This is a genomic window from Clostridioides sp. ZZV15-6598 (assembly GCF_020657705.1).
Taxonomy (GTDB): domain Bacteria; phylum Bacillota; class Clostridia; order Peptostreptococcales; family Peptostreptococcaceae; genus Clostridioides; species Clostridioides difficile_F.
On record NZ_JAGWCS010000042.1, the window covers coordinates 1 to 19750 of the forward strand.

Consider the following 19750-nt stretch of genomic DNA (forward strand, 5'->3'; position numbering starts at 1 on the left):
ATATAACTATCTCAAATATATATTTTTACTTATTCAAGTTATTATTTTTATAAAATTTTCACAATATAAACTTATTTTACTTTTCTTTTAATGTAAAATGGGGAATTAAATTTAATATAAAAAATATATGTCAAAATTTTTTTATATTTCTAGAAGAAAAGTATACTAATTTTTGTTTAATAGTGCTAAAATTGATTTGTATCGAATTTTGATTAGGAGGAAATTATTATGAAGGCTCAAAGATTAAATGCTGTACTTGAACAAATGAAAAAAGATGATATTTCTCAAATGTTGGTAAGTGATCCTACTTCAATATTTTATTTAACAGGATTACTAATCCACCCAGGTGAAAGACTATTAGCTTTATACCTAAATTTAAATGGTAATAATAAATTATTTATAAATGAATTATTCCCAGTTGCAGAAGATTTAGGTGTTGAAATGGTTTGGTTTAATGACACTCAAAATCCAATAGAAATAGTAACTGAACATGTAGACAAAAATGCTACTATGGGTGTTGACAAAAACTGGCCAGCTAGATTCTTATTAAGCTTAATGGAATCAGGTGGAGGAAGTAAATTTGTAAACTCATCTTATATAATAGATACTTTAAGAATGTGTAAAGATGAAGAAGAAAAAGAATTAATGAGAATAGCTTCAAGATTAAATGACAAAGGTATGGAGCAACTTAAAGCTACTGTTTCTGGTGAACTTACAGAAAAACAACTTGTTGGTAAATTATCTAAAATATATGAAGACTTAGGTGCTGATGGATTTTCATTTGATCCTATCATAGGATTTGGTGCTAATGGAGCTAATCCACATGGAGAACCAGGAAATGCTCTTGTAAAACCTGGTGATGCAATAATATTAGATATAGGTTGCATAAAAGATAATTATTGTGCTGATATGACAAGAACTGTATTCTATAAAGAAATACCTGAAAAAGGTAGAGAAATATTTGAAATAGTTCTTGAAGCTAATAAGAGAGCTGAAGCTATTGTAAAACCAGGAGTTAGATTCTGCGATATAGATGCAGCTGCTCGTGATTACATAACTGAAAAAGGATATGGACAATACTTTACTCATAGAACTGGTCACTCTATAGGACTTGAAGTTCATGATAAAGGAGATGTATCTTCTATAAATACAGATACTGTACAACCAGGAATGATATTCTCTATAGAACCAGGTATATATTTACCAGGAGAGTTTGGAGTTAGAATAGAAGATTTAGTACTAGTTACTGAAGATGGTTGCGAGATATTAAACAAATATGACAAAGAAATATGTGTAGTTGGTTAATTATAAAATTAACTTAACAACATCAAAATAAGCTGTCTAAAAATGATTTTATTCATTTTTAGACAGCTTTAAATTTTTCACTTATTATTTATATTGCAGTTATTAAAATTGCACCTTTTGAAGTATATGTCCCCATTACTGAACCAACTTCACAGATTACAACGTCTTTATATTTAACATCCTTTTCCATAGCTTCTCTTACTTTTTGAGCTTTTTCGGGGCAGTTAGCATGTCCTATAAATAAAACCTTATCTTCTTTATCCATGATTTTTGATTCTACTAACTGAATCAGTTTTTTCAAGCTATTTCCTTCACCTCTTGCCTTATCTATTGGAGTTACAATCCCATCTGCAACTTGTATTATAGCCTTAAAATTTAATGTATTTATAATTTTTCCTGCTATTGGGTTTATCCTACCACCTTTGATAGCGTTTTCTAGCGTCTCCAAAGTCCCATAAAATGGTGGATTGTCTTTATATCTATCTATTATTGAAACAATTTCTTCAAGCTCTTTTCCTTCTTTTATCAATATTGCCGCTTTTAATACTAATTGTCCTATGCCAATTGATCCACTAAGTGAATCTATAATTTCGATTTTTTTATTATTTCCTTCTTTTTCGAACATGTCTTTTGCCAAAAGTGCACTATTATAAGTTCCAGATAATCCTGAACTTATATTAATTACTAGTATACTTTCCTCTTCACATTGATATGCTTCTAAAAACTTATCTGGTGAAGGACATGATGTTTTTGGCAATAATTTACTTTCATCCATTTTTCTGTAGAAAGTTTCATTATCTATTTCCTTCCCAGATATATAGCTCTCTTCTCCAAAAGATACATTTAAACCAATAACTTCAATATTGTATTTCTCTATTATATGATTAGGTAAGTCACATGCACTGTCTACTATCAATTTTATTTTATCCATATTAACCTCACTATAAGATATTGTTTTTATTTATTCAGTCGGTCGTACGACCGATTTAATTATTATTTTATATTTTGGATGAAAAAAAGTCAATAGATATAGATTCTTGCTTTATTGACAATAATTTTCTATAAGCTTATAATGTTATTAATTTGTTATAAATATACATAGAAAGGTAGGTTTTATGAAAACAAATAATATGAAACAGGCTATTTTATTATCTGCTACTAATTTAATAGCCAAAAATGGAGTTCAAAATACTAGTCTTGCTGATATTGCAAAAGATGTGAATATAAGTAAGGGTACATTGTATTATCACTACTCATCTAAAAATGATATTATATATGACATTGCTGATACTCATTTAGAAGTCATAACTAGTGCTATATTAAATTGTGTAAAAAATGTCAAATCTAAAAATTCTCAAATAGAAATGGTCAACTTAATACTAGAAAAAATATCTACTATAGAAAGTCGTGGTAGAGTACATATGTATCTTATTTGTGAGGCTATTACTTCAAATGATGATTTGAAAGAAAGAATGAGATTAAAATATATTGAATGGCGAACTACCCTTAAATCTGAAATTATTGAATCTCTTGAAAAATATAGTGGTGATGAAAATGAACAGGATGCTGAATCCTTTTCTTTTTTACTTATGTCTATAGTTGATGGTTTGGTTGTCCAGAGCTTGTTAAAAACAGAAAAAATACCTTATGAAAATATAGCTTCTTTTTTAGTTAATCATTGGATTTAAACTTAATATTTTAATAATTAATAAAAGTGAACCATTAAAGTTTTTTACTTTAAACAGTTCACTTTTTTATTTGCTATGAATAATTTTTATTTAAACCTTCATGGAATCATAAAATAAAAATCATTTTATTAATTTAAAATATTTCTATTTATGTTGATGTGTATGCCCATCTAAATGTTCATGCCCATGTGTGTGTGTATGTTCATGCCCATGCTCATGAGTTCCTGAAAATCCATCATCATGATTATGGTCATGCCCTACACCATTTACATGCTCATGTTCATGCCCATGACTGTGAGAATGTTCATGTGAATGTTGATGGTCATCTCCTCCACAACATCCTTCTCCTCCAGTTCCACAGCATCCATTTGCATGTGGATTATGATGATTTCTTACTACAAATCTCTCTCTTAGCATATTATTATACCTCCTAGTATATTATTGAGCACTTCATGTGCCCCATTAGTTACAGTATACATCTAACTAGGTACAATAACAAGATATATGGTATTTTTTAACACTTATATCTTATAGAAATTTATCTTTAAAACCTCCACCCTTTACTTCTTCTACATTGTTTACAGAAATAAAAGCTTCACTATCCATATCATAGATTAAGTCCTTAAATTTACCTACTTCATTTGCAGATATGATACAGTAAATCATTTTTTTCTTATTCTGTGTATATGCTCCTTCTGCTTCTAAAAAAGTTACGCCTCTACCCATCTTATTCATTATTACTTTTGATATTTCTTCATATCTATTTGATATTAAAAGTATAGATTTTTTTCTATCGAAGCAATCTTTTGCTATATCCATTGTAAAAGAAATTATATACATAGTAATTAGAGTGTACATTACCAACTTTGCTCCAAATAAAAATGCACCTGCACATACTACAAAGAAATTAATAAATAGAAATGTATTTTTCATTGGTATATCGTACTTTCTTTTCATTATAGCTGCTATTATGTCAAGCCCTCCAGCAGTAGCTCTTGCTTTAAATGTTAACCCCATTCCTATACCAGTTAAAACACCACCATAAATACACTGTAACATAGTATCATTTATTGGAAAATATTTAGCAATATCTTGTGTTACTCCAAGTGCAACAGAAAATAGTAACATATTTACAAAACTTATTAGCAAAAATTTATTATCAAAATACTTTTTAGCTATAATAAATATCGGGATGTTCATCAAAAAACTAGATAATCCCTGATTTATACCAAATAACTTATATAATATAACACAAATTCCAGCTACTCCTCCACTTAACAACTTGGCTGGTGCTAGATATAAATTTATTCCTATGGTTGATAAAATCATTCCCAATATAATAAGACCATATTGCAAAAATATGTTATTATCAATACTTAGTTTTTTGCTTTCACCATACATCAAAACGCACCCCTTTGCATAATAAATAAACTACCCTGCATAATACACAATAAATTCAAAAATAAATTTACCAGAAGTAGTTCACTTTAAAATATTATTCATCCTCACTTAAACGTTTATTCACTAACATTTTATCATATGCCATAAATAATTTATATGATTTATATAAATTTATTTGTTGTAAATTTTGGAATATTAAAACATTTAATTATTACTATACCAAAGCAATTAATTAAATAAAAAAATAAGCTATCTTTTTAAAAAAAGCCCTATAGAAATGTACAAATCAATTTCTATAGGGCTCTTAATTAATGGCTTATTGTTTTTTATTTTCTTGTAACTTTTATACCTGTCATATGGTCATTTAAGTTTTGTTCTTCTAAAGATTTATCATCTACTCTATTTATTTCTAAAGCTAAAGTCTCAGACTTGATGTATTCCTCAAAATGCTCAACAGCTTTAGCAATTTCATCATCACCACAGTAATCTATTACTATGTTGTCTAATACTTCAAAGTTACTAGATTTTCTCAATTGTTGTACTTTAGATATAAATTCTCTAGCATATCCTTCATTAACTAACTCATCAGTTAATTTAGTATCTAGTATAACGAAAAGATTATTTTCAACAGATACATTAAATCCTTCTTTAGCAGTTATACCTATTAATACTAAGTCTTTATTAAACTCAAAAGCTTCACCATTTAAATCAACTGTTAAAGTTTCCCCATTTTCAAGTTTATTAGCAGTTTCATGTGCATTTAATTTGTTTAATGCTCCTACAAATAAGTTCATCTTAGCACCTAATATTGGTCCTGCTTCTTTGAAGTTTGGTTTTAAGCTAAAGTTCATATACTCATCTAAATCCTTAGCAAATACTACTTCTTTAACATTAAGCTCTTCTTTTATTAAATCAACTACATCACTTATTGTATCTTCAAACTTACCATCTACTAATACTTTTTGTAATGGTTGACGAACTTTTATTCTTTCAACTTCTCTTGAAGCTCTACCTAAAGTAACTAGATTTTTAGCTAAATCCATTTTTTCTTCTAATTTAGTATCTACTAAATTTTCATTGAACTTAGGATATTCAGCTAAATGAACAGATACTTCTCCAGTTAAATTTCTATATATTTCTTCTGACATATATGGAGCAAATGGTGCTATAGCTCTACAAAGTCCATGTAATAATTCATAAGTTGTATTGTAAACAGCTTTTTTATCTTCTGTTAATTCAGTTGCCCAGAATCTTCTTCTTGAACGTCTTATATACCAGTTAGATAAATCATCATTTATGAAATCTTGTATCATTCTCAAAGTTTTATTTAATTCAAATATAGCTAAATTTTCTTCTACATCTTTCATTAAATTATTGAATTTAGATAATATCCATCTATCAAGCTCTGGTCTATCTTTGTATTCTACAAAGAATTCAGTTGGATTTATATCATCTGTATTTGCATATAAAGTAAAGAAATTATATACATTTTTCATAGTACCAATAAATTTACTTTGGATTTCTTTTAATCCATCCATATCAAATTTAGTTGGAGTCCATGGTGGAGAAACGTATAGTAAATACCATCTTAATGCATCTGCTCCATATTGGTCAAACAGCTGTATAGGATTTACTGTATTTCCTCTTGATTTACTCATTTTCTTTCCTTCTTTATCAAGTACAAGGTCAGGAACTAAAACATTCTTATATGGTGCTTTTCCTAATACAAATGTTGATACTGCAAGTAATGAGTAGAACCAACCTCTAGTTTGGTCTATACCTTCTGATATATAATCAGCTGGGAATAGTTCATCAAAGTTTTCTTTGTTTTCAAATGGATAGTGGTGTTGTGCAAATGGCATAGCTCCACTATCAAACCAGCAGTCTATAACTTCTGTTACTCTTGTCATTGGTTTTCCACATTTTTCACACTTTAAGTGTATATCATCTACATATGGTCTATGAAGTTCTACAGTTTCTGGATTTACATCTTCTATAGCTTTTTCAGCTAGTTCTGCTCTTGAGCCAACTGAATCTGTATGACCACATTCACATCTCCATATAGGAAGTGGAGTTCCCCAATATCTAGTTCTTGATATTGCCCAGTCATTTAAATTTTCTAACCAGTTTCCAAATCTCTTTTCACCTACAAAACTTGGGAACCATTTTACACCATTATTATTTTCTATTAATTTATCTTTAAGCTTAGTCATTTCTATATACCAGCTTGGTTTTGCATAGTACACAAGTGGAGTTTGACATCTCCAACAATGTGGATAATTATGAACTACTTTTTCCTTACTATATAGTTTATTTTCAGAAGCTAGCCATTTTATTATTTCAACATCTAGCCCATCTTCCATTACAAATCTACCTTCCCAAGGAGTAGTTGTAAATTTACCAGTTTCATCTACTGGCTGTACAACTGGTAAATCGTATCTTTTACCTGTATTGTAGTCATCTTCACCAAATGCTGGTGCTGTATGAACTATTCCAGTACCATCTTCAGTAGTTACATAATCTCCTACTGTAATGAAAAATGCTTTTTTATCAACTTCTACAAAAGGCATTAATTGTTCATATTCTAAGCCTTCTAAATCTTTACCTTTCATTTCTTCTAAAACTTCATAATCTTCACCTAATACTTTATTAGCTAAAGGTTTAGATACATAATATACCTCATCACCTTTTTTGACTTTTAAGTAATCAACATCAGCATTTACTGTTAACGAAACATTTGATGGTAAAGTCCATGGAGTAGTCGTCCATGCTAAGAAATATTCATCAGCATCTTTTTTCTTAAACTTAGCTACAACAGTATTTGTCTTTACTTCTTTATATCCTTGTGCAACCTCATGACTAGCAAGACCAGTTCCACATCTTGGGCAATAAGGAAGTATTTTATGACCTTCATAGATATATCCTTCTTTGTTGAATTTATTTAATATCCACCATACAGACTCTATATAGTTATTATCTAAAGTTATATATGGATTATCTAAGTCAACTTCATAAGCCGTTCTTTCAGTCATTATTCTCCATTGCTTTTCAAATGAGAAAACTGACTCTCTACATTTTTGGTTAAATTCAGCTATTCCATATTCTTCTATCTGTTGTTTACTAGTAAGACCTAATTCTTTTTCTACTTGTATTTCAACTGGTAATCCATGTGTATCCCAACCAGCTTTTCTCTTTACTTGATAACCAGACATTGTTTTATATCTACATACTGAATCTTTAAGTGTTCTAGATAAAACGTGATGTACTCCAGGATTTCCATTAGCTGTCGGAGGACCCTCGTAAAATACGAAACTTGGGTCGTCTTTTCCCTTTTCTAGAGTTTTTTCAAGTATATTTATGTCTTTCCAATAATCAAAAACTTGTGCTTCTGCTTGTTTTACAGAACTGTCCACCAATGGCTTAAATTTTGCCATGTAAATCACCCTCTCTTACAGTTATTATAATTCCAAAATTTTTACTTTTTTACATAAATTTGAATAATAAAAAACCCGTCCCCTTAAACAAAGGGACGAGTTATCAATCGCGTTACCACCCTAATTCTATATGTGAACTTAACAATAGTCACATATAACACTCTAATAGTATAACGGCACTACCCGGCACAGCTTAATAAAGTTTAATCGTTCAGCCTGCAGCTCAAGAGTGATTCTTATCTTTATAAATTCATTGGTTCTCAGCATACCCAATTCTCTGTAAAATTATCTAAAGATAATTGTCTCTATCAACGCTTTTAAAAATTTATCTGTGTTTATATGAAATTCTATAACAAATAATTTGAATAGTCAATATATTTTTGAAAAATATAATAATTTATATTTTTATTGCATTTTTATCCTATTTTTAGTTTTTGTTATAGTATTCTCAAACTTATACAATAATCCTACCTAAAATCCAGTAAAATTATTGCTTATTCTAAAGTTGTAGCAGCTTCGTCATTACTATAATTATACACTGATGTACCTTCAAATGCATTTACACATTTTTCATCGACATCATAAAAAATCTCATCGACACTTCTTATTTCATCTTCTAACAATGATTTAAATTTATTTCTAAATATCTTAAATTCTTTAACCAAAGCATCGTACTCTTTTCTTATCTCTATAACACGATTATTAGCTTGTTCTATAATTTGTCTAGCCTTTAAATCTGCTTCTTCAACGATTATCTTAGCCTTTTTATTTGCTGCACTGCAAGTGTCTTCTGCTGCACTTTGAGCAGTTATTAAAGTAGCCTTTAGTGTTTCTTCAATATTTTCATATTTGTTTACTTGGTCTTGATATAACCCTAATTTTTCTTTAAGAGCTGTATTTTCTCTACATAGAGATTCATAATCTTCTTTGATGATATCTAAAAATTCATCAACTTCTTCATCTCTATAACCTCTTAAACCTTTTTTAAACTCTTTATTTTCTATCTCAATTGGAGTTAGCATTACATTTCCTCCCAGCTATAATTTTAATTAGTCCTTATACAATTAATTTTGCTTGAACTTTTATTCTTCCTTTTTTAGTAATATCTCCTATTTGTGTTACTTTAGCTCTTCCTTTACCTCTAATAGAAATTAAATCATCATTTTTAATTATTTTAGAAGTTGAAGTTATCTTTTCATAATTGACATGGACTTTTTCTCCATTTATGTATTTTGCACTATCTTGCCTAGATATATTGTAAAGACTACTTATGACACAATCTAACCTATCTGAAGATACTGTAAATGATACTTCCTTATATTTTGAAGAACTATTAACAATATTTTCTCTGGAAATTTCCTTTACAATTACACTATTTCTTGAAACTTTTTCTAAATTTATGATTATAAAATCACAAATATCACTACTTACAATTACTTGACAAAAACTATCATGTATAATTATATCTCCAATTTTCTCTCTTTTTATACCTAGATTCAGAATTGCTCCTAAGTAATCTTTATGGGATATACTTTTAAATTTAAAATTTCCTTCTATCTGTAAAAATCTAAGAGTATCTTCTATATCCTCATATTCCATGTAAAATGGATAAATAAATACAGTGCTTCTTTCAGCTTGTTCATAACCTCCATCAACACTGTATTTTATTTCATTAGTAGAATTTAAGATATCTACAGCATTTCTCACTTCATATGGATTAAGAAACTCAGTAGACTTAACATCATAGTTTTTTATACAACTATTAGCCTTGTCTATTACTTTAAACATTTTATTTTTCAAGTCTATATCCTTTATGTGATTTGTCAATTTCAATTTGTCCATGTTATCACCTTAGAATATAACCAATACTAATTGTCTTAGGAACATCAATAATACTATTGCAATTAAAGGAGAAAAATCTATCGGCCCATTTGTGTACTTGTACATTATAGACCTTATAGGACCTTCTATTGGCTCTGTAAGATTTTCTAAAATCTCAAAAATTTTGCTTTGTCTTCCATTTGGAAACCAAGTCATCAAGCTTTTTATAACTATCATCCATGCTATTATGTCTAAAAGATAATACAGTGCAATTCTTATTGTTCCCATACATTAACCGCCTTTTTACTATTTATTTTGCCAAGGGAAGAATGCTTTGCTTTCTAATTCTTTTTTCATATTTGCATCTATATCTACATTATTAGGAGCTAGTATAAATATTGACTTAGAAACCTTTTGTATACTTCCATCTAAAACATAAACCGCTCCATTCATAAAATTAAATATAGATTTACGAACTTCAGAATTAGTCAATCCTTCCAAATTCACTATAACTGCCCTTCTTTGTTTTAGATGGTCTGCTATAGTTGCAGCTTCATCATAAACTTTAGGTTCAACTATTACAACTTTCATTTGAGAAGTTGTATGTAAATTTACAATTTTATTTGCTTTTGCAGCACTAAATCCTCCATTTATATCTTCCTCTTGAACTATATCGTCCATACTACCTTCATATTCATCTTCAATATAATCTTCATCTTCATCAACTATCCAGTTCTTAAATTTAGATATTATTCCATTTGACATTATTAACTTCCTCCTTAGAATTTATTCAGATTTGAGTAATTATTTTTTATTGTAATTTCTTTCTCCAAAGATTGATGTTCCAACTCTAACAATGGTAGCCCCTTCCTCTATAGCAATTTCATAATCGTGACTCATTCCCATTGATAAAACATCCATACCTACATTAGATATGTTTAATTCTTTTATTTGTGTTGATAAATCTTTAAGACCTTTAAATACACCTCTTATTTCATCTTCATCTGCTACAAAAGGTGCCATTGTCATTAGACCTTTTATCTTTATATTTTTATATTTTTCTGACACTTCTTTGACAAAATCTATAACTTCTCCTTTGTCAAGTCCATGTTTAGATTCTTCTTTAGATATATTCACTTGTACTAAGCAATCTATTTCTCTATTTATTTGCTCAGCCCGTTTTTGAATTTCCTCGCATAATGCGATTCTATCTAAAGAATGTATCATACAAACTTTATCTATTATGTACTTAACTTTATTTGTTTGCAAAGTTCCTATTAAATGCCAATTTAGTTTGTCACCTATAATATCATACTTTCTAGCTAATTCTTGGGGTTTATTTTCACCAACAGAAGTAATTCCTTCTTCCATTGCTTCATTAACTAAATCTACATCAACAGTTTTTGTAACTGCTAAAAGAGTTATTTCTTTACTATCTCTATTTACTTTTTTTGCAGCTTCATCAATTTTACTTCTTACTTCAGATAAATTCTCTTTAACAGAACCCATTATTATCACCTACTTTATCCTTATATTTGTGTTTATTCTGTTAGGTCTTAAAATTATTTTGTCATATAGATTAACACTTTTAACTCCATTTATGTCATTTTTATAATAATCCACAAATACAGAAGATTTATTTTCATAAGTTATCCCTTCTAGTATGACAAATTTTACACTTTGTGATTGTTCATCAATTACATATACACCACGTTTATTGTCTTTTGTTTTTATAGAAGTTTTAGGTATTTTTAAACATTCCATCTGATTATATATTATATCAAATTCTTCGACACTTGTATCCTGATTTCCAATAATTTGGTTACTTATTTTTAATTTTACCATTATTTTATTATTATTTTTATATATTTTGTAAACTTTTGCATCTATTTTTTGTTTGTTATATTCAATTACGACATCTTGATTTTTTTCAAAGCTTTTAGAATCTTCTTTATCAACATATATTGATAAATAACTACTCTGGTCATTAAAGTCTTTTTCTAGAGTACCTTCTGCACTAATTTTTGCATCGACTACTTCAGATTTTAACACTAATGTATCTACATTCTTACTAATAATCATTACTAAGATATTAAATACTAAATATATAAGAATACCAAGTATCACTAATCTGGTATATTTAACCTTTTTCAAAGACTCTCCCCCTATATAATTTCTTTCATTATAAATACTTCTTCTAAAAAAGGGTTATTCCTTTTTTATATGATAATAATTGTTTTTTTTCATATTAAATTTATTTTTTATCAATCTTCCTATACAAGATTGTATTATTTATATATAATTATCTTATAAAGTATAAGTTTAACTTACATTTTAAACTTGCTTTATATACTTTTATAGTTATTTTTATTTTTAGATACAATATAAAACCAATTAAAATTTAAAATTACTTTTGTTCTGTTGTCATTAATTAGTTAATCATTTACACATTAGGATAACGTTATCACAGCAAAAGTTTATGTCCTAAAAAAAATACAAGGAGGATTTTCTTATGTCAGAAATTTTATTAGGAACAGGTTTACTTTTATTGGTTCTATGTTGTTTCACAATTTTTAGTTACAAAGCTCCATATGGTATGAAAGCTATGGGAGCTCTTGCAAGTGCTGCTTGTGCTACTTTCTTAGTCGAGGCATTCAACCTTTCTTTACTTGGAGACGTTTTAGGTATGGAATTTTTTAGAAGTGTTGGAGCTGCTAATGGTAGCCTTGGTGGAGTTGCTGCTGCTATACTTGTGCCGTTAGCTCTTGGTGTATCTCCAGTTTATGCAGTTTTAATAGGATTATCGTGTTTAGATTTTTCTATATTATCTGGATTCGTTGCTGGATACTTTGTTTCTTTCTTGATTAAGTTTATAGAGAAAAAGGTACCACCTGGAGTGGATTTAGTAGTTGTTATCCTTCTATGTGCACCACTATCTCGTCTTATAGCATCAAATGTAGACCCATTAGTTAATAGTACACTACTACAAATTGGACAAGTTTTAATAGAGGCTACTAATATTAGTCCTATAGTAATGGGAATTATATTAGGAGGCTTAATAACAGTAGTTGGTACATCTCCACTTAGTTCAATGGCGCTTACATCTATAATTGGTCTTACTGGTCTTCCTATGGCAATAGGAGCATTAGGTGCTTTTGGTTCAGCTTTTATGAACTCAACACTATTTGCAAGATTAAAGTTAGGATCTAAAAAAGATATTATATCTGTCGCTATTGAACCACTGACTCAATCAGATATAATTTCGGCGAATCCAATACCTATATATTGTACTAATTTCTTTGGAGGTGCTTTTTCTGGTATCATTGTAGCTTTGATGGGTCTTGTAAATATGACACCAGGTACAGCTACACCTGTAGCTGGATTTGCTATAATGTTTGCCTATAATCCAGTTAATCAAGTACTTATAACAGCTGGCTTATGTGCTTTATTTAATGTAGCCGCAGGATTTTTAGGCTCAAAAATATTCAGTACTTTTAAAGTTCTTACTGCTGATAAAATACGTGGTACTGATATAGAAGAAGAAATTGCTTAAAAAACAATAAGATTTATAAATTAATATTTTAGATTATAGAGTTTTATATTGTAGGCAATTTTATTAATTGCAAACGTTTTATTTTTATATTTATTTATGATTATTATGTGTGTTAAATATTTAGATAATTTTTTATTTTTTTAATTTACTTTTTATTTAGTTTTTTATTTAGTTGATATATTAAACGCAAAAGTTAGTATAATTTATTACTATTAGATGTCATAACTTTTAAGGTACATAAAAAGTTCTATTTAATAATTATAATATTAAAAAATAAAAGCGATACATGACCTTTTAAAGAGTCTATGTATCGCTTTGTTGTTATCACAATTTCAGCAACTAATTTTTAAATTTATTATTTTAATTATAATCTTTCAATATATAGACTTCACATAGACATCTTTAATTCTGTCATATAAATCTTTATTTAAATATTATTATATGTAATGTACTTAGTTTTTAAATGAATGTATAGGAGCTGGAATTCTTCCTCCTCTTTGAGTAAATAGTTCAGATGAATTTTTATTTATAGGCATTACTGGTGCTCGTCCTAAAAGACCTCCAAACTCAACCATATCACCTACATCACATCCTGGTGCTGGTATAATTCTAACTGCTGTAGTTTTATTATTAATCATACCTATTGCTGCTTCATCAGCTATCATAGCTCCAAGTGTACCTGCTGTAGTGTCTCCTGGAACAGCTATCATATCAAGACCTACAGAACAAATTGCAGTCATAGCTTCAAGTTTATCTATACTTAAAGCACCCTTAATAACAGCATCAATCATACCTGCATCTTCAGATACTGGTATAAATGCTCCACTAAGTCCTCCAACATGTGAACACGCCATAACCCCACCTTTTTTAACTGCATCATTTAAAAGAGCTAGTGCTGCTGTAGTACCATGAGTACCAACAACTTCAAGTCCCATCTCTTCTAATATATTTGCTACTGAATCTCCAATTGCAGGTGTAGGAGCTAATGATAAGTCTATTATTCCAAATGGAACATCTAGTCTACTAGAAGCTTCTTTTGCTACAAGTTGTCCAACTCTTGTAATTTTAAATGCTGTCTTTTTAACAGTTTCTGCGACAACATCAAATGGCTCTCCTTTTACCTTTTCTAAGGCTCTCTTAACAACCCCAGGACCACTTACACCAACATTGATAATTCTATCTGCTTCACCAACACCATGGAATGCTCCTGCCATAAATGGATTATCTTCTACTGCATTACAAAATACTACTAGTTTTGCACAACCAAATCCTTTTGCATCTTTTGTCATTTCTGCAGTTTCTTTTATAATTTCTCCCATTTCTCTTACTGCATCCATATTTATACCACATCGCGTAGAACCTACATTTACTGAAGCACATACCTTATTAGTACTTGCCAAGGCTTTTGGGATTGATTTAATTAATATCTTATCACCTTTTGTATATCCTTTTTGAACCAATGCTGAGAATCCACCAATAAAGTCTATTCCTAAATCTTCTGCTGCTCTATCTAATGTTTGTGCAAATTTCACATAATCTTCTTCATCTGTTGCACCTGCAATAATAGAGATTGGAGTTACTGATACTCTTTTATTTACAATTGGAATACCAAATTCACGTTCTATATCCTTACCAACTTTCACTAAGTCTTTGGCAGAATTCATAATTTTATTATATATTTTTTCTCTCGCTTTATCTCCATCAGGGTCTATACAATCTAGTAATGAAATCCCCATAGTTATAGTTCTTATATCTAACTGTTCTTCATCTATCATCTTGATTGTTTCAAGTATATTTCCTACATTCATGGTTATCACCTCCCCTTACTGTTTACTACAGATTATGCATTGAATTAAATATTTCTTCTCTTTGAATTTTTACATCTACAGATAATTTCTTCCCTCTTTCAATTAAATCTTCAACCGTTTGCTCAAAAGAATTTAATGCTTTTTCTAAATCAACTACCATAATCATTGTAAAATACTCTTGAAGTATTTTTTGTGAAATATCTACTATGTTAATATTTTGCTTGTATAGCTCATCACTAATCCCTGCTACTATACCTGGTTTATCCTTCCCAATTACTGTTAAAATTGCTCTCATAATAATATCCTCCCTTATTTTTTTATAAATCTTACATTTTTGCAAATTGAACTAATTCTTAACATATATTTCATTTATTTGTTGGTAAATCACTTTTTATGTATATATTTAATATATTTTAATACCTATATATTCATTTGTCAATTTTTTTTCAATATTCTATTATTTTTATACTATTTAATGAAACTATATATTATATATCATTTTATTGATAGCCATATATAATTTTCATAATAATGAAAGGTATTACTTAGTAACTTTATAATTTACTAAATAATACCCTTTAAAAAATTATTTTTTTATTTGTATGAATTTTATTATATTTTTTCTTACACTTGGATTTACAGCTAATATAGAACCAATCATAATTGGAGTTAATATACAAAGTAAAAAGAAAATCTCTCTGTTTAAAGTACATTCTTTAGATATAGATTTAAGATTTTCATTGTGATTTGTTATTTTATCATAATTATTTACTCCTAATTTTCCATTGTTTATTTCTTGATCTTTGTTTAAAAAAATATCTCTATAAGAAAAATATTGATTATTATTGCTAAATACTGTTTTCTGTTTTAAATTATAATTGCTATCACCTTCTGGCATTAAATTTTTACTATTAAATTTATTTTCATACTCATAATCATTTTCTTTATCACTATTTGTACTGGTATCTTCTTTATTATTTGGATGATTTTCACTCTCAACATCACCAGTACTTGGTCCTATGTTATCTTCTGGGGCATTTGGTTTTCCTACAGTAGAATCACTGTTTTCATTACTACCACCGTCATTATTTTCTTTATTTTTATCATTATTATCTTCTTTATTTTCATTGTTATTACCTTCATTTTCACTACTGTCATCTCTATCTGGGTCATCTCTACCACCACCTCCACGGTCACCTCCATCGATAATAGTGTCTCGGTCATCTTCTGGTGTCATTTGGTCACTGCCTCCACCCATAACAAATCCAGGTTTTAAAAATATATTTGAATACCCGTCTCTTAATCCACCTTCTACATTTACTCTAAAACATCTTAATTTAAAATCTTCAAAATTAAGTTCAGTTTGGTTACTAATATAATCCAATTCCTTACTTACCCAATTTATACCATCATTAGAATATTCTACAAATACCCTCTTGGCATTATATGGCATACTATACTTTAAAATAGCTGAATAACCTTTTTTTGAGTTTAAAAAAAACACTTCTAAATCGTTTATTGGTTCTTTATTTTTAACGTGAACATATAAAATAGGAGCAACATTATCATTTAGCACTATATTCTTTTCATTTAGATGTTCTTCTTTAAATTTTCCTTTTATTATGAATTCTGTTTCTCTATCTAAATCAGTATAGTAATTTGATAAATCCCAATCTACCTCTAAATTTACAAACCTTGTGCTAGAGGTTTTCAAAGTTACAGTTTGAGGTAGTTTCAAATCTTCTACTTTATCTTCTTTTGTTATCATTATTTCCTCTTCAAATACCCCAATACCTCTGCGATTACACCTTATAACATTATAATCATCATCTTGAGGTATATCTGGCATTATTGTGTTTTGCTCTCCTATAATATATACATTCTTAGTTTCTGATACAATTGACTTTCCTTCTTTATTATTACTTCCTAATCCTACATTCTGTTGTTTATTATCACCATTAACAATTACTGAAGTATCCTCTATTTCGACTTCTCCCTTAGAATAAATTCCTATAGCATTTTCTCCATCAACTTCAATTGTTTTACAGTCTACTCTAACATCATTTTCTGAATAAATTCCTACAGCATTTTCTCCACTTGCTTTTATGTTTCCAACCTCACCATAATATGTACTTATAATTAAATCAGCTTCTTCTTCTGCATACAAAGCAGTCCCATTTAAAGCAGTTATATTATCTATCCCTATACTTAGCTTTCCTCCTCGCTCTACATGAATTACACCTTCAGTTTCACCTTCTCCAACTATATTTAGTTCATTTCCATTGATAAAAAGATTTCCTTTATCTTTTATGAGTATCTTATACTTATTAGTATCTATTGTAATCTTAGTTCCATATGGAATACTAAGTTCAAAATAATCATCTATCACCATATCACATGGAAGAGTGTAAACTATTTTTTCACTATTATCTTCATTTTCCGAAATCCAACTTTTAAAATCATTCAGACAATTACTTTCTTGTGAAAAACTCTTATTTGGAAAAAATGTAAAAATCACAATTAACAAATTTATAAGAATAAAAGTTCCATTTGTTTTGCTCATATTTTTCTCCTACTAATTTTCTTATCAAATAAAATTGAATTATTTTAAACAATTTTACTTATTTTACTATTTAAATTTTATAAATTTATTTATATACTTTATGATACCAGGGTTTACTGCTATTATTGAACATAGCATGCTTAAAACTACAATCGCGATTCCAATGATGATTCCACTATTTAAATTATGAGTTTTATTCTGTGATTGAGAAGGAGACTCTAATTTATCATTAAACTTACCTACTTCAGAAGTATCTTCTCGATTTAAGGCATTATCGTCATTAAATGTCTTTTTAGAATATTCATCATTTTCATTGTGATTTTCCGTTAATAGTTCTTTTAAACTATTTTTAATTTTATTTTTCATGATTAAATTATTACTCTTAAAGTTTTTGTCTTTATTATTAATGTTTTTCTCTGTTTCATTCTCTGTTTCGTTATCTGTCTTAATGTTTTTTTCATCTGAGTTATCATTTTTTTCATCTTTCTGAGGTTTATTATCTTTTTCTCCATCATTAGATTCTGTATCTTTATTGGAATCTTCAGGTCTTTGCTCATCAGTAGCTTCATTCTCATTATTGTCATTTATATTTCCAGTAATCTCAGAATCTTCTCTATCTGGGTCATCTCTACCGCCCCCACCACGATCTCCATCAATATCTCCATTTTCCTGTTCATCATCTGGTGTAATTTGGTCATCCCCTCCATTCATTACAAATCCGGGCTTTAAAACAATATTTGAATATCCTTCTCTAAATCCACCTTCTACTTTTATTCTAAAACAGCGCAACTTAAAATCCTCAAAGTTAAGTGTTGCTTGTGCCATAATATCTTCCTGTTCTTCACTTATCCAATTAACTCCATCTTCTGAGTATTCAATAAAAATCTTATTTGCATTATATGGCATATCATAATCTAAAGTAGCTACATATCCATTAGGTGTATTTCGAAAAGTCAATTCTAAGTTATCTATTGGCTTTTTTTCTACAATATGTACATCTAGAATAGGAACAACACCATTATTTAATATTATTTTTTTTAGATTTAAATCTTCATCTTTAAATTTACCTATTACACTGAAATCATCACCTTTAAGTAATTTTTCGTAATAATCAGAAAAGTCCCATTCCACATCTATTTCGGTAATAGTGCTACTGGATGTTTGTACTGAAACATCCTTTGGAAAACTTATATCTTCTATTTTATCTTCTTTACATACTTCTATTTCCTCATCAAGCACGCCAGTACCTCTAGCATAACATTCTATAATATTGTAATCAGAATTGTTTGCTATAGCAGGTACTAACTCATTATAATTATCAATTATATAAATATTTTTACTTTCTGATACAATTGATCTGACAGTTTTATCTAAATTCTTTAATAATCTATTTTTATTATCATTATCATAAGCTCTTACTGATGTACTTTCCAACTCAATATCGCCTTTACAATATACTCCTACAGCATTTTTCCCTCTTACTTCTATATCTTTATATGGCACCCTAATATCATTTCCAGAATAAATTCCTATGGCATTATTTCCATTCGCTCTTATATTTCCAATTCCTCCATAGTATGAGCTAAAGCTTAAACTCCCTCCTTCTTCAACATACAAAGCAGTTCCATTAGTAGCAATTATATTGTTTATACCTATATTTAACTCTCCCCCCTTTTCCACATGTATTACTCCATCTTTTCCTCCCTCTCCTATTATATTCAATTCATTCTCTTCAATCTTAAAATATCCTTGGTCTTTTATTAGTATCTTATATTTGTTAGTGTCTATTGTAAAATTAGTTCCATATGGAATGTAAAATCTAAACGATTTATCTATTACCATATCACAGTGAAGAGTATAAACAATATCTTCAGTATTATTTTTATTTTCTTGAACCCATCTTTTAAAATCCTCTAGGCAATTATTCTCTTGTCCAAAAACCTTATTTGGAAAAATTATAAAACATAAAGCTATTATATTTACAAAAATAAATATCTCATACTTTTTCATACTCCACCTCTAGAAATTTTTTAGCTTAAAACAGCCTTGTCGAAAAATATACTTTACCCATTATAATTTTTCCATAATTATTAATTGTTGTCAATTTATATAAGCACTTTTATTTATTTTTATAAATAAAAAGCTACTTACTAAAGTAAACAAGTGTTTAACCTTAA

The 19750-nt window shown here is 28.6% G+C and carries 17 protein-coding genes and 1 other annotated feature; of the genes, 3 read left to right on the plus strand and 14 right to left on the minus strand.

The window, feature by feature from the left end:
- Window positions 1–228 precede the first annotated feature (228 nt).
- The gene (locus KGF50_RS10160; protein ID WP_227847932.1) at window positions 229–1305 is read left to right on the plus strand and encodes a M24 family metallopeptidase; all 1077 of its coding nucleotides are present in this window, start codon (window positions 229–231) and stop codon (window positions 1303–1305) included.
- Between the two features lie 88 nt (window positions 1306–1393).
- On the opposite strand, the gene KGF50_RS10165 is transcribed toward KGF50_RS10160, so the two are convergent.
- Window positions 1394–2236: a DegV family protein gene (locus KGF50_RS10165; protein ID WP_227847933.1), complete on the minus strand. Its 843-nt coding sequence runs from the start codon at window positions 2234–2236 to the stop codon at window positions 1394–1396.
- Between the two features lie 184 nt (window positions 2237–2420).
- Here KGF50_RS10165 and KGF50_RS10170 point away from each other — a divergent pair, with 184 nt between their 5' ends.
- A complete protein-coding gene (locus tag KGF50_RS10170; RefSeq protein WP_227829143.1) occupies window positions 2421–2993 on the plus strand; it encodes a TetR/AcrR family transcriptional regulator in 573 nt (190 codons plus the stop codon).
- A 144-nt stretch (window positions 2994–3137) separates the two neighbouring features.
- Here KGF50_RS10170 and KGF50_RS10175 read toward each other — a convergent pair whose 3' ends face one another.
- The 9 genes from KGF50_RS10175 to KGF50_RS10215 form a co-directional block, all read right to left on the minus strand.
- Window positions 3138–3410, minus strand: a complete 273-nt coding sequence (locus tag KGF50_RS10175) for a hypothetical protein (RefSeq protein WP_227847934.1) — start codon at window positions 3408–3410, stop codon at window positions 3138–3140.
- A 111-nt stretch (window positions 3411–3521) separates the two neighbouring features.
- Window positions 3522–4394: a YitT family protein gene (locus KGF50_RS10180; protein ID WP_227829145.1), complete on the minus strand. Its 873-nt coding sequence runs from the start codon at window positions 4392–4394 to the stop codon at window positions 3522–3524.
- Between the two features lie 326 nt (window positions 4395–4720).
- A complete protein-coding gene (gene ileS, locus KGF50_RS10185) occupies window positions 4721–7828 on the minus strand; it encodes an isoleucine--tRNA ligase (protein WP_227847935.1) in 3108 nt (1035 codons plus the stop codon).
- A gap of 88 nt (window positions 7829–7916) precedes the next feature.
- Window positions 7917–8149 (minus strand) — a binding site (T-box leader).
- A 173-nt stretch (window positions 8150–8322) separates the two neighbouring features.
- Complete coding sequence (locus KGF50_RS10190; protein ID WP_227432447.1) at window positions 8323–8850, minus strand: DivIVA domain-containing protein; 528 nt, start codon at window positions 8848–8850, stop codon at window positions 8323–8325.
- A 34-nt stretch (window positions 8851–8884) separates the two neighbouring features.
- Window positions 8885–9670, minus strand: coding sequence for a YlmH/Sll1252 family protein (locus tag KGF50_RS10195; protein WP_227847936.1), 786 nt, complete (start codon window positions 9668–9670; stop codon window positions 8885–8887).
- Between the two features lie 9 nt (window positions 9671–9679).
- Window positions 9680–9937 (minus strand): YggT family protein, encoded by a 258-nt coding sequence (locus tag KGF50_RS10200; RefSeq protein WP_054274603.1) that lies wholly within the window; start codon window positions 9935–9937, stop codon window positions 9680–9682.
- An 18-nt stretch (window positions 9938–9955) separates the two neighbouring features.
- On the minus strand, window positions 9956–10414 hold the full coding sequence (locus tag KGF50_RS10205; RefSeq protein ID WP_227847937.1) for a cell division protein SepF: 459 nt from the start codon (window positions 10412–10414) through the stop codon (window positions 9956–9958).
- Between the two features lie 39 nt (window positions 10415–10453).
- Window positions 10454–11158: a YggS family pyridoxal phosphate-dependent enzyme gene (locus tag KGF50_RS10210; protein ID WP_227847938.1), complete on the minus strand. Its 705-nt coding sequence runs from the start codon at window positions 11156–11158 to the stop codon at window positions 10454–10456.
- A 9-nt stretch (window positions 11159–11167) separates the two neighbouring features.
- A complete protein-coding gene (locus tag KGF50_RS10215; protein WP_227847939.1) occupies window positions 11168–11803 on the minus strand; it encodes an HlyD family efflux transporter periplasmic adaptor subunit in 636 nt (211 codons plus the stop codon).
- 358 nt (window positions 11804–12161) lie between these two features.
- Between KGF50_RS10215 and KGF50_RS10220 the strand changes: the two genes are divergently transcribed.
- On the plus strand, window positions 12162–13202 hold the full coding sequence (locus KGF50_RS10220) for a PTS sugar transporter subunit IIC (RefSeq protein ID WP_227847940.1): 1041 nt from the start codon (window positions 12162–12164) through the stop codon (window positions 13200–13202).
- A 452-nt stretch (window positions 13203–13654) separates the two neighbouring features.
- Here the strand turns inward: KGF50_RS10220 and KGF50_RS10225 are convergent, their stop codons facing one another.
- The 4 genes from KGF50_RS10225 to KGF50_RS10240 all read right to left on the minus strand — a co-directional run bounded on the left by KGF50_RS10225 (window position 13655) and on the right by KGF50_RS10240 (window position 19583).
- Window positions 13655–15010, minus strand: coding sequence for a PFL family protein (locus KGF50_RS10225; protein WP_227847941.1), 1356 nt, complete (start codon window positions 15008–15010; stop codon window positions 13655–13657).
- Window positions 15011–15035: 25 nt separating this feature from the next.
- Entirely contained in the window at window positions 15036–15305 is a 270-nt protein-coding gene (locus KGF50_RS10230; protein ID WP_227432440.1) for an ACT domain-containing protein, read from the minus strand.
- A gap of 291 nt (window positions 15306–15596) precedes the next feature.
- On the minus strand, window positions 15597–17573 hold the full coding sequence (locus tag KGF50_RS10235) for a hypothetical protein (protein WP_227847942.1): 1977 nt from the start codon (window positions 17571–17573) through the stop codon (window positions 15597–15599).
- Between the two features lie 66 nt (window positions 17574–17639).
- The gene (locus KGF50_RS10240) at window positions 17640–19583 is read right to left on the minus strand and encodes a hypothetical protein (protein ID WP_227847943.1); all 1944 of its coding nucleotides are present in this window, start codon (window positions 19581–19583) and stop codon (window positions 17640–17642) included.
- Window positions 19584–19750 lie beyond the last annotated feature (167 nt).

Bases quoted from the DNA above. Each gene is read 5' to 3' on its own strand.
- KGF50_RS10160 (WP_227847932.1), top strand. From the start codon at position 229: ATGAAGGCTCAAAGATTAAATGCTGTACTTGAACAAATGAAAAAAGAT.
- KGF50_RS10165 (WP_227847933.1), bottom strand. From the start codon at position 2,236: ATGGATAAAATAAAATTGATAGTAGACAGTGCATGTGACTTACCTAAT.
- KGF50_RS10170 (WP_227829143.1), top strand. From the start codon at position 2,421: ATGAAAACAAATAATATGAAACAGGCTATTTTATTATCTGCTACTAAT.
- KGF50_RS10175 (WP_227847934.1), bottom strand. From the start codon at position 3,410: ATGCTAAGAGAGAGATTTGTAGTAAGAAATCATCATAATCCACATGCA.
- KGF50_RS10180 (WP_227829145.1), bottom strand. From the start codon at position 4,394: ATGTATGGTGAAAGCAAAAAACTAAGTATTGATAATAACATATTTTTG.
- ileS (WP_227847935.1), bottom strand. From the start codon at position 7,828: ATGGCAAAATTTAAGCCATTGGTGGACAGTTCTGTAAAACAAGCAGAA.
- KGF50_RS10190 (WP_227432447.1), bottom strand. From the start codon at position 8,850: ATGCTAACTCCAATTGAGATAGAAAATAAAGAGTTTAAAAAAGGTTTA.
- KGF50_RS10195 (WP_227847936.1), bottom strand. From the start codon at position 9,670: ATGGACAAATTGAAATTGACAAATCACATAAAGGATATAGACTTGAAA.
- KGF50_RS10200 (WP_054274603.1), bottom strand. From the start codon at position 9,937: ATGGGAACAATAAGAATTGCACTGTATTATCTTTTAGACATAATAGCA.
- KGF50_RS10205 (WP_227847937.1), bottom strand. From the start codon at position 10,414: ATGTCAAATGGAATAATATCTAAATTTAAGAACTGGATAGTTGATGAA.
- KGF50_RS10210 (WP_227847938.1), bottom strand. From the start codon at position 11,158: ATGGGTTCTGTTAAAGAGAATTTATCTGAAGTAAGAAGTAAAATTGAT.
- KGF50_RS10220 (WP_227847940.1), top strand. From the start codon at position 12,162: ATGTCAGAAATTTTATTAGGAACAGGTTTACTTTTATTGGTTCTATGT.
- KGF50_RS10225 (WP_227847941.1), bottom strand. From the start codon at position 15,010: ATGAATGTAGGAAATATACTTGAAACAATCAAGATGATAGATGAAGAA.
- KGF50_RS10230 (WP_227432440.1), bottom strand. From the start codon at position 15,305: ATGAGAGCAATTTTAACAGTAATTGGGAAGGATAAACCAGGTATAGTA.
- KGF50_RS10235 (WP_227847942.1), bottom strand. From the start codon at position 17,573: ATGAGCAAAACAAATGGAACTTTTATTCTTATAAATTTGTTAATTGTG.
- KGF50_RS10240 (WP_227847943.1), bottom strand. From the start codon at position 19,583: ATGAAAAAGTATGAGATATTTATTTTTGTAAATATAATAGCTTTATGT.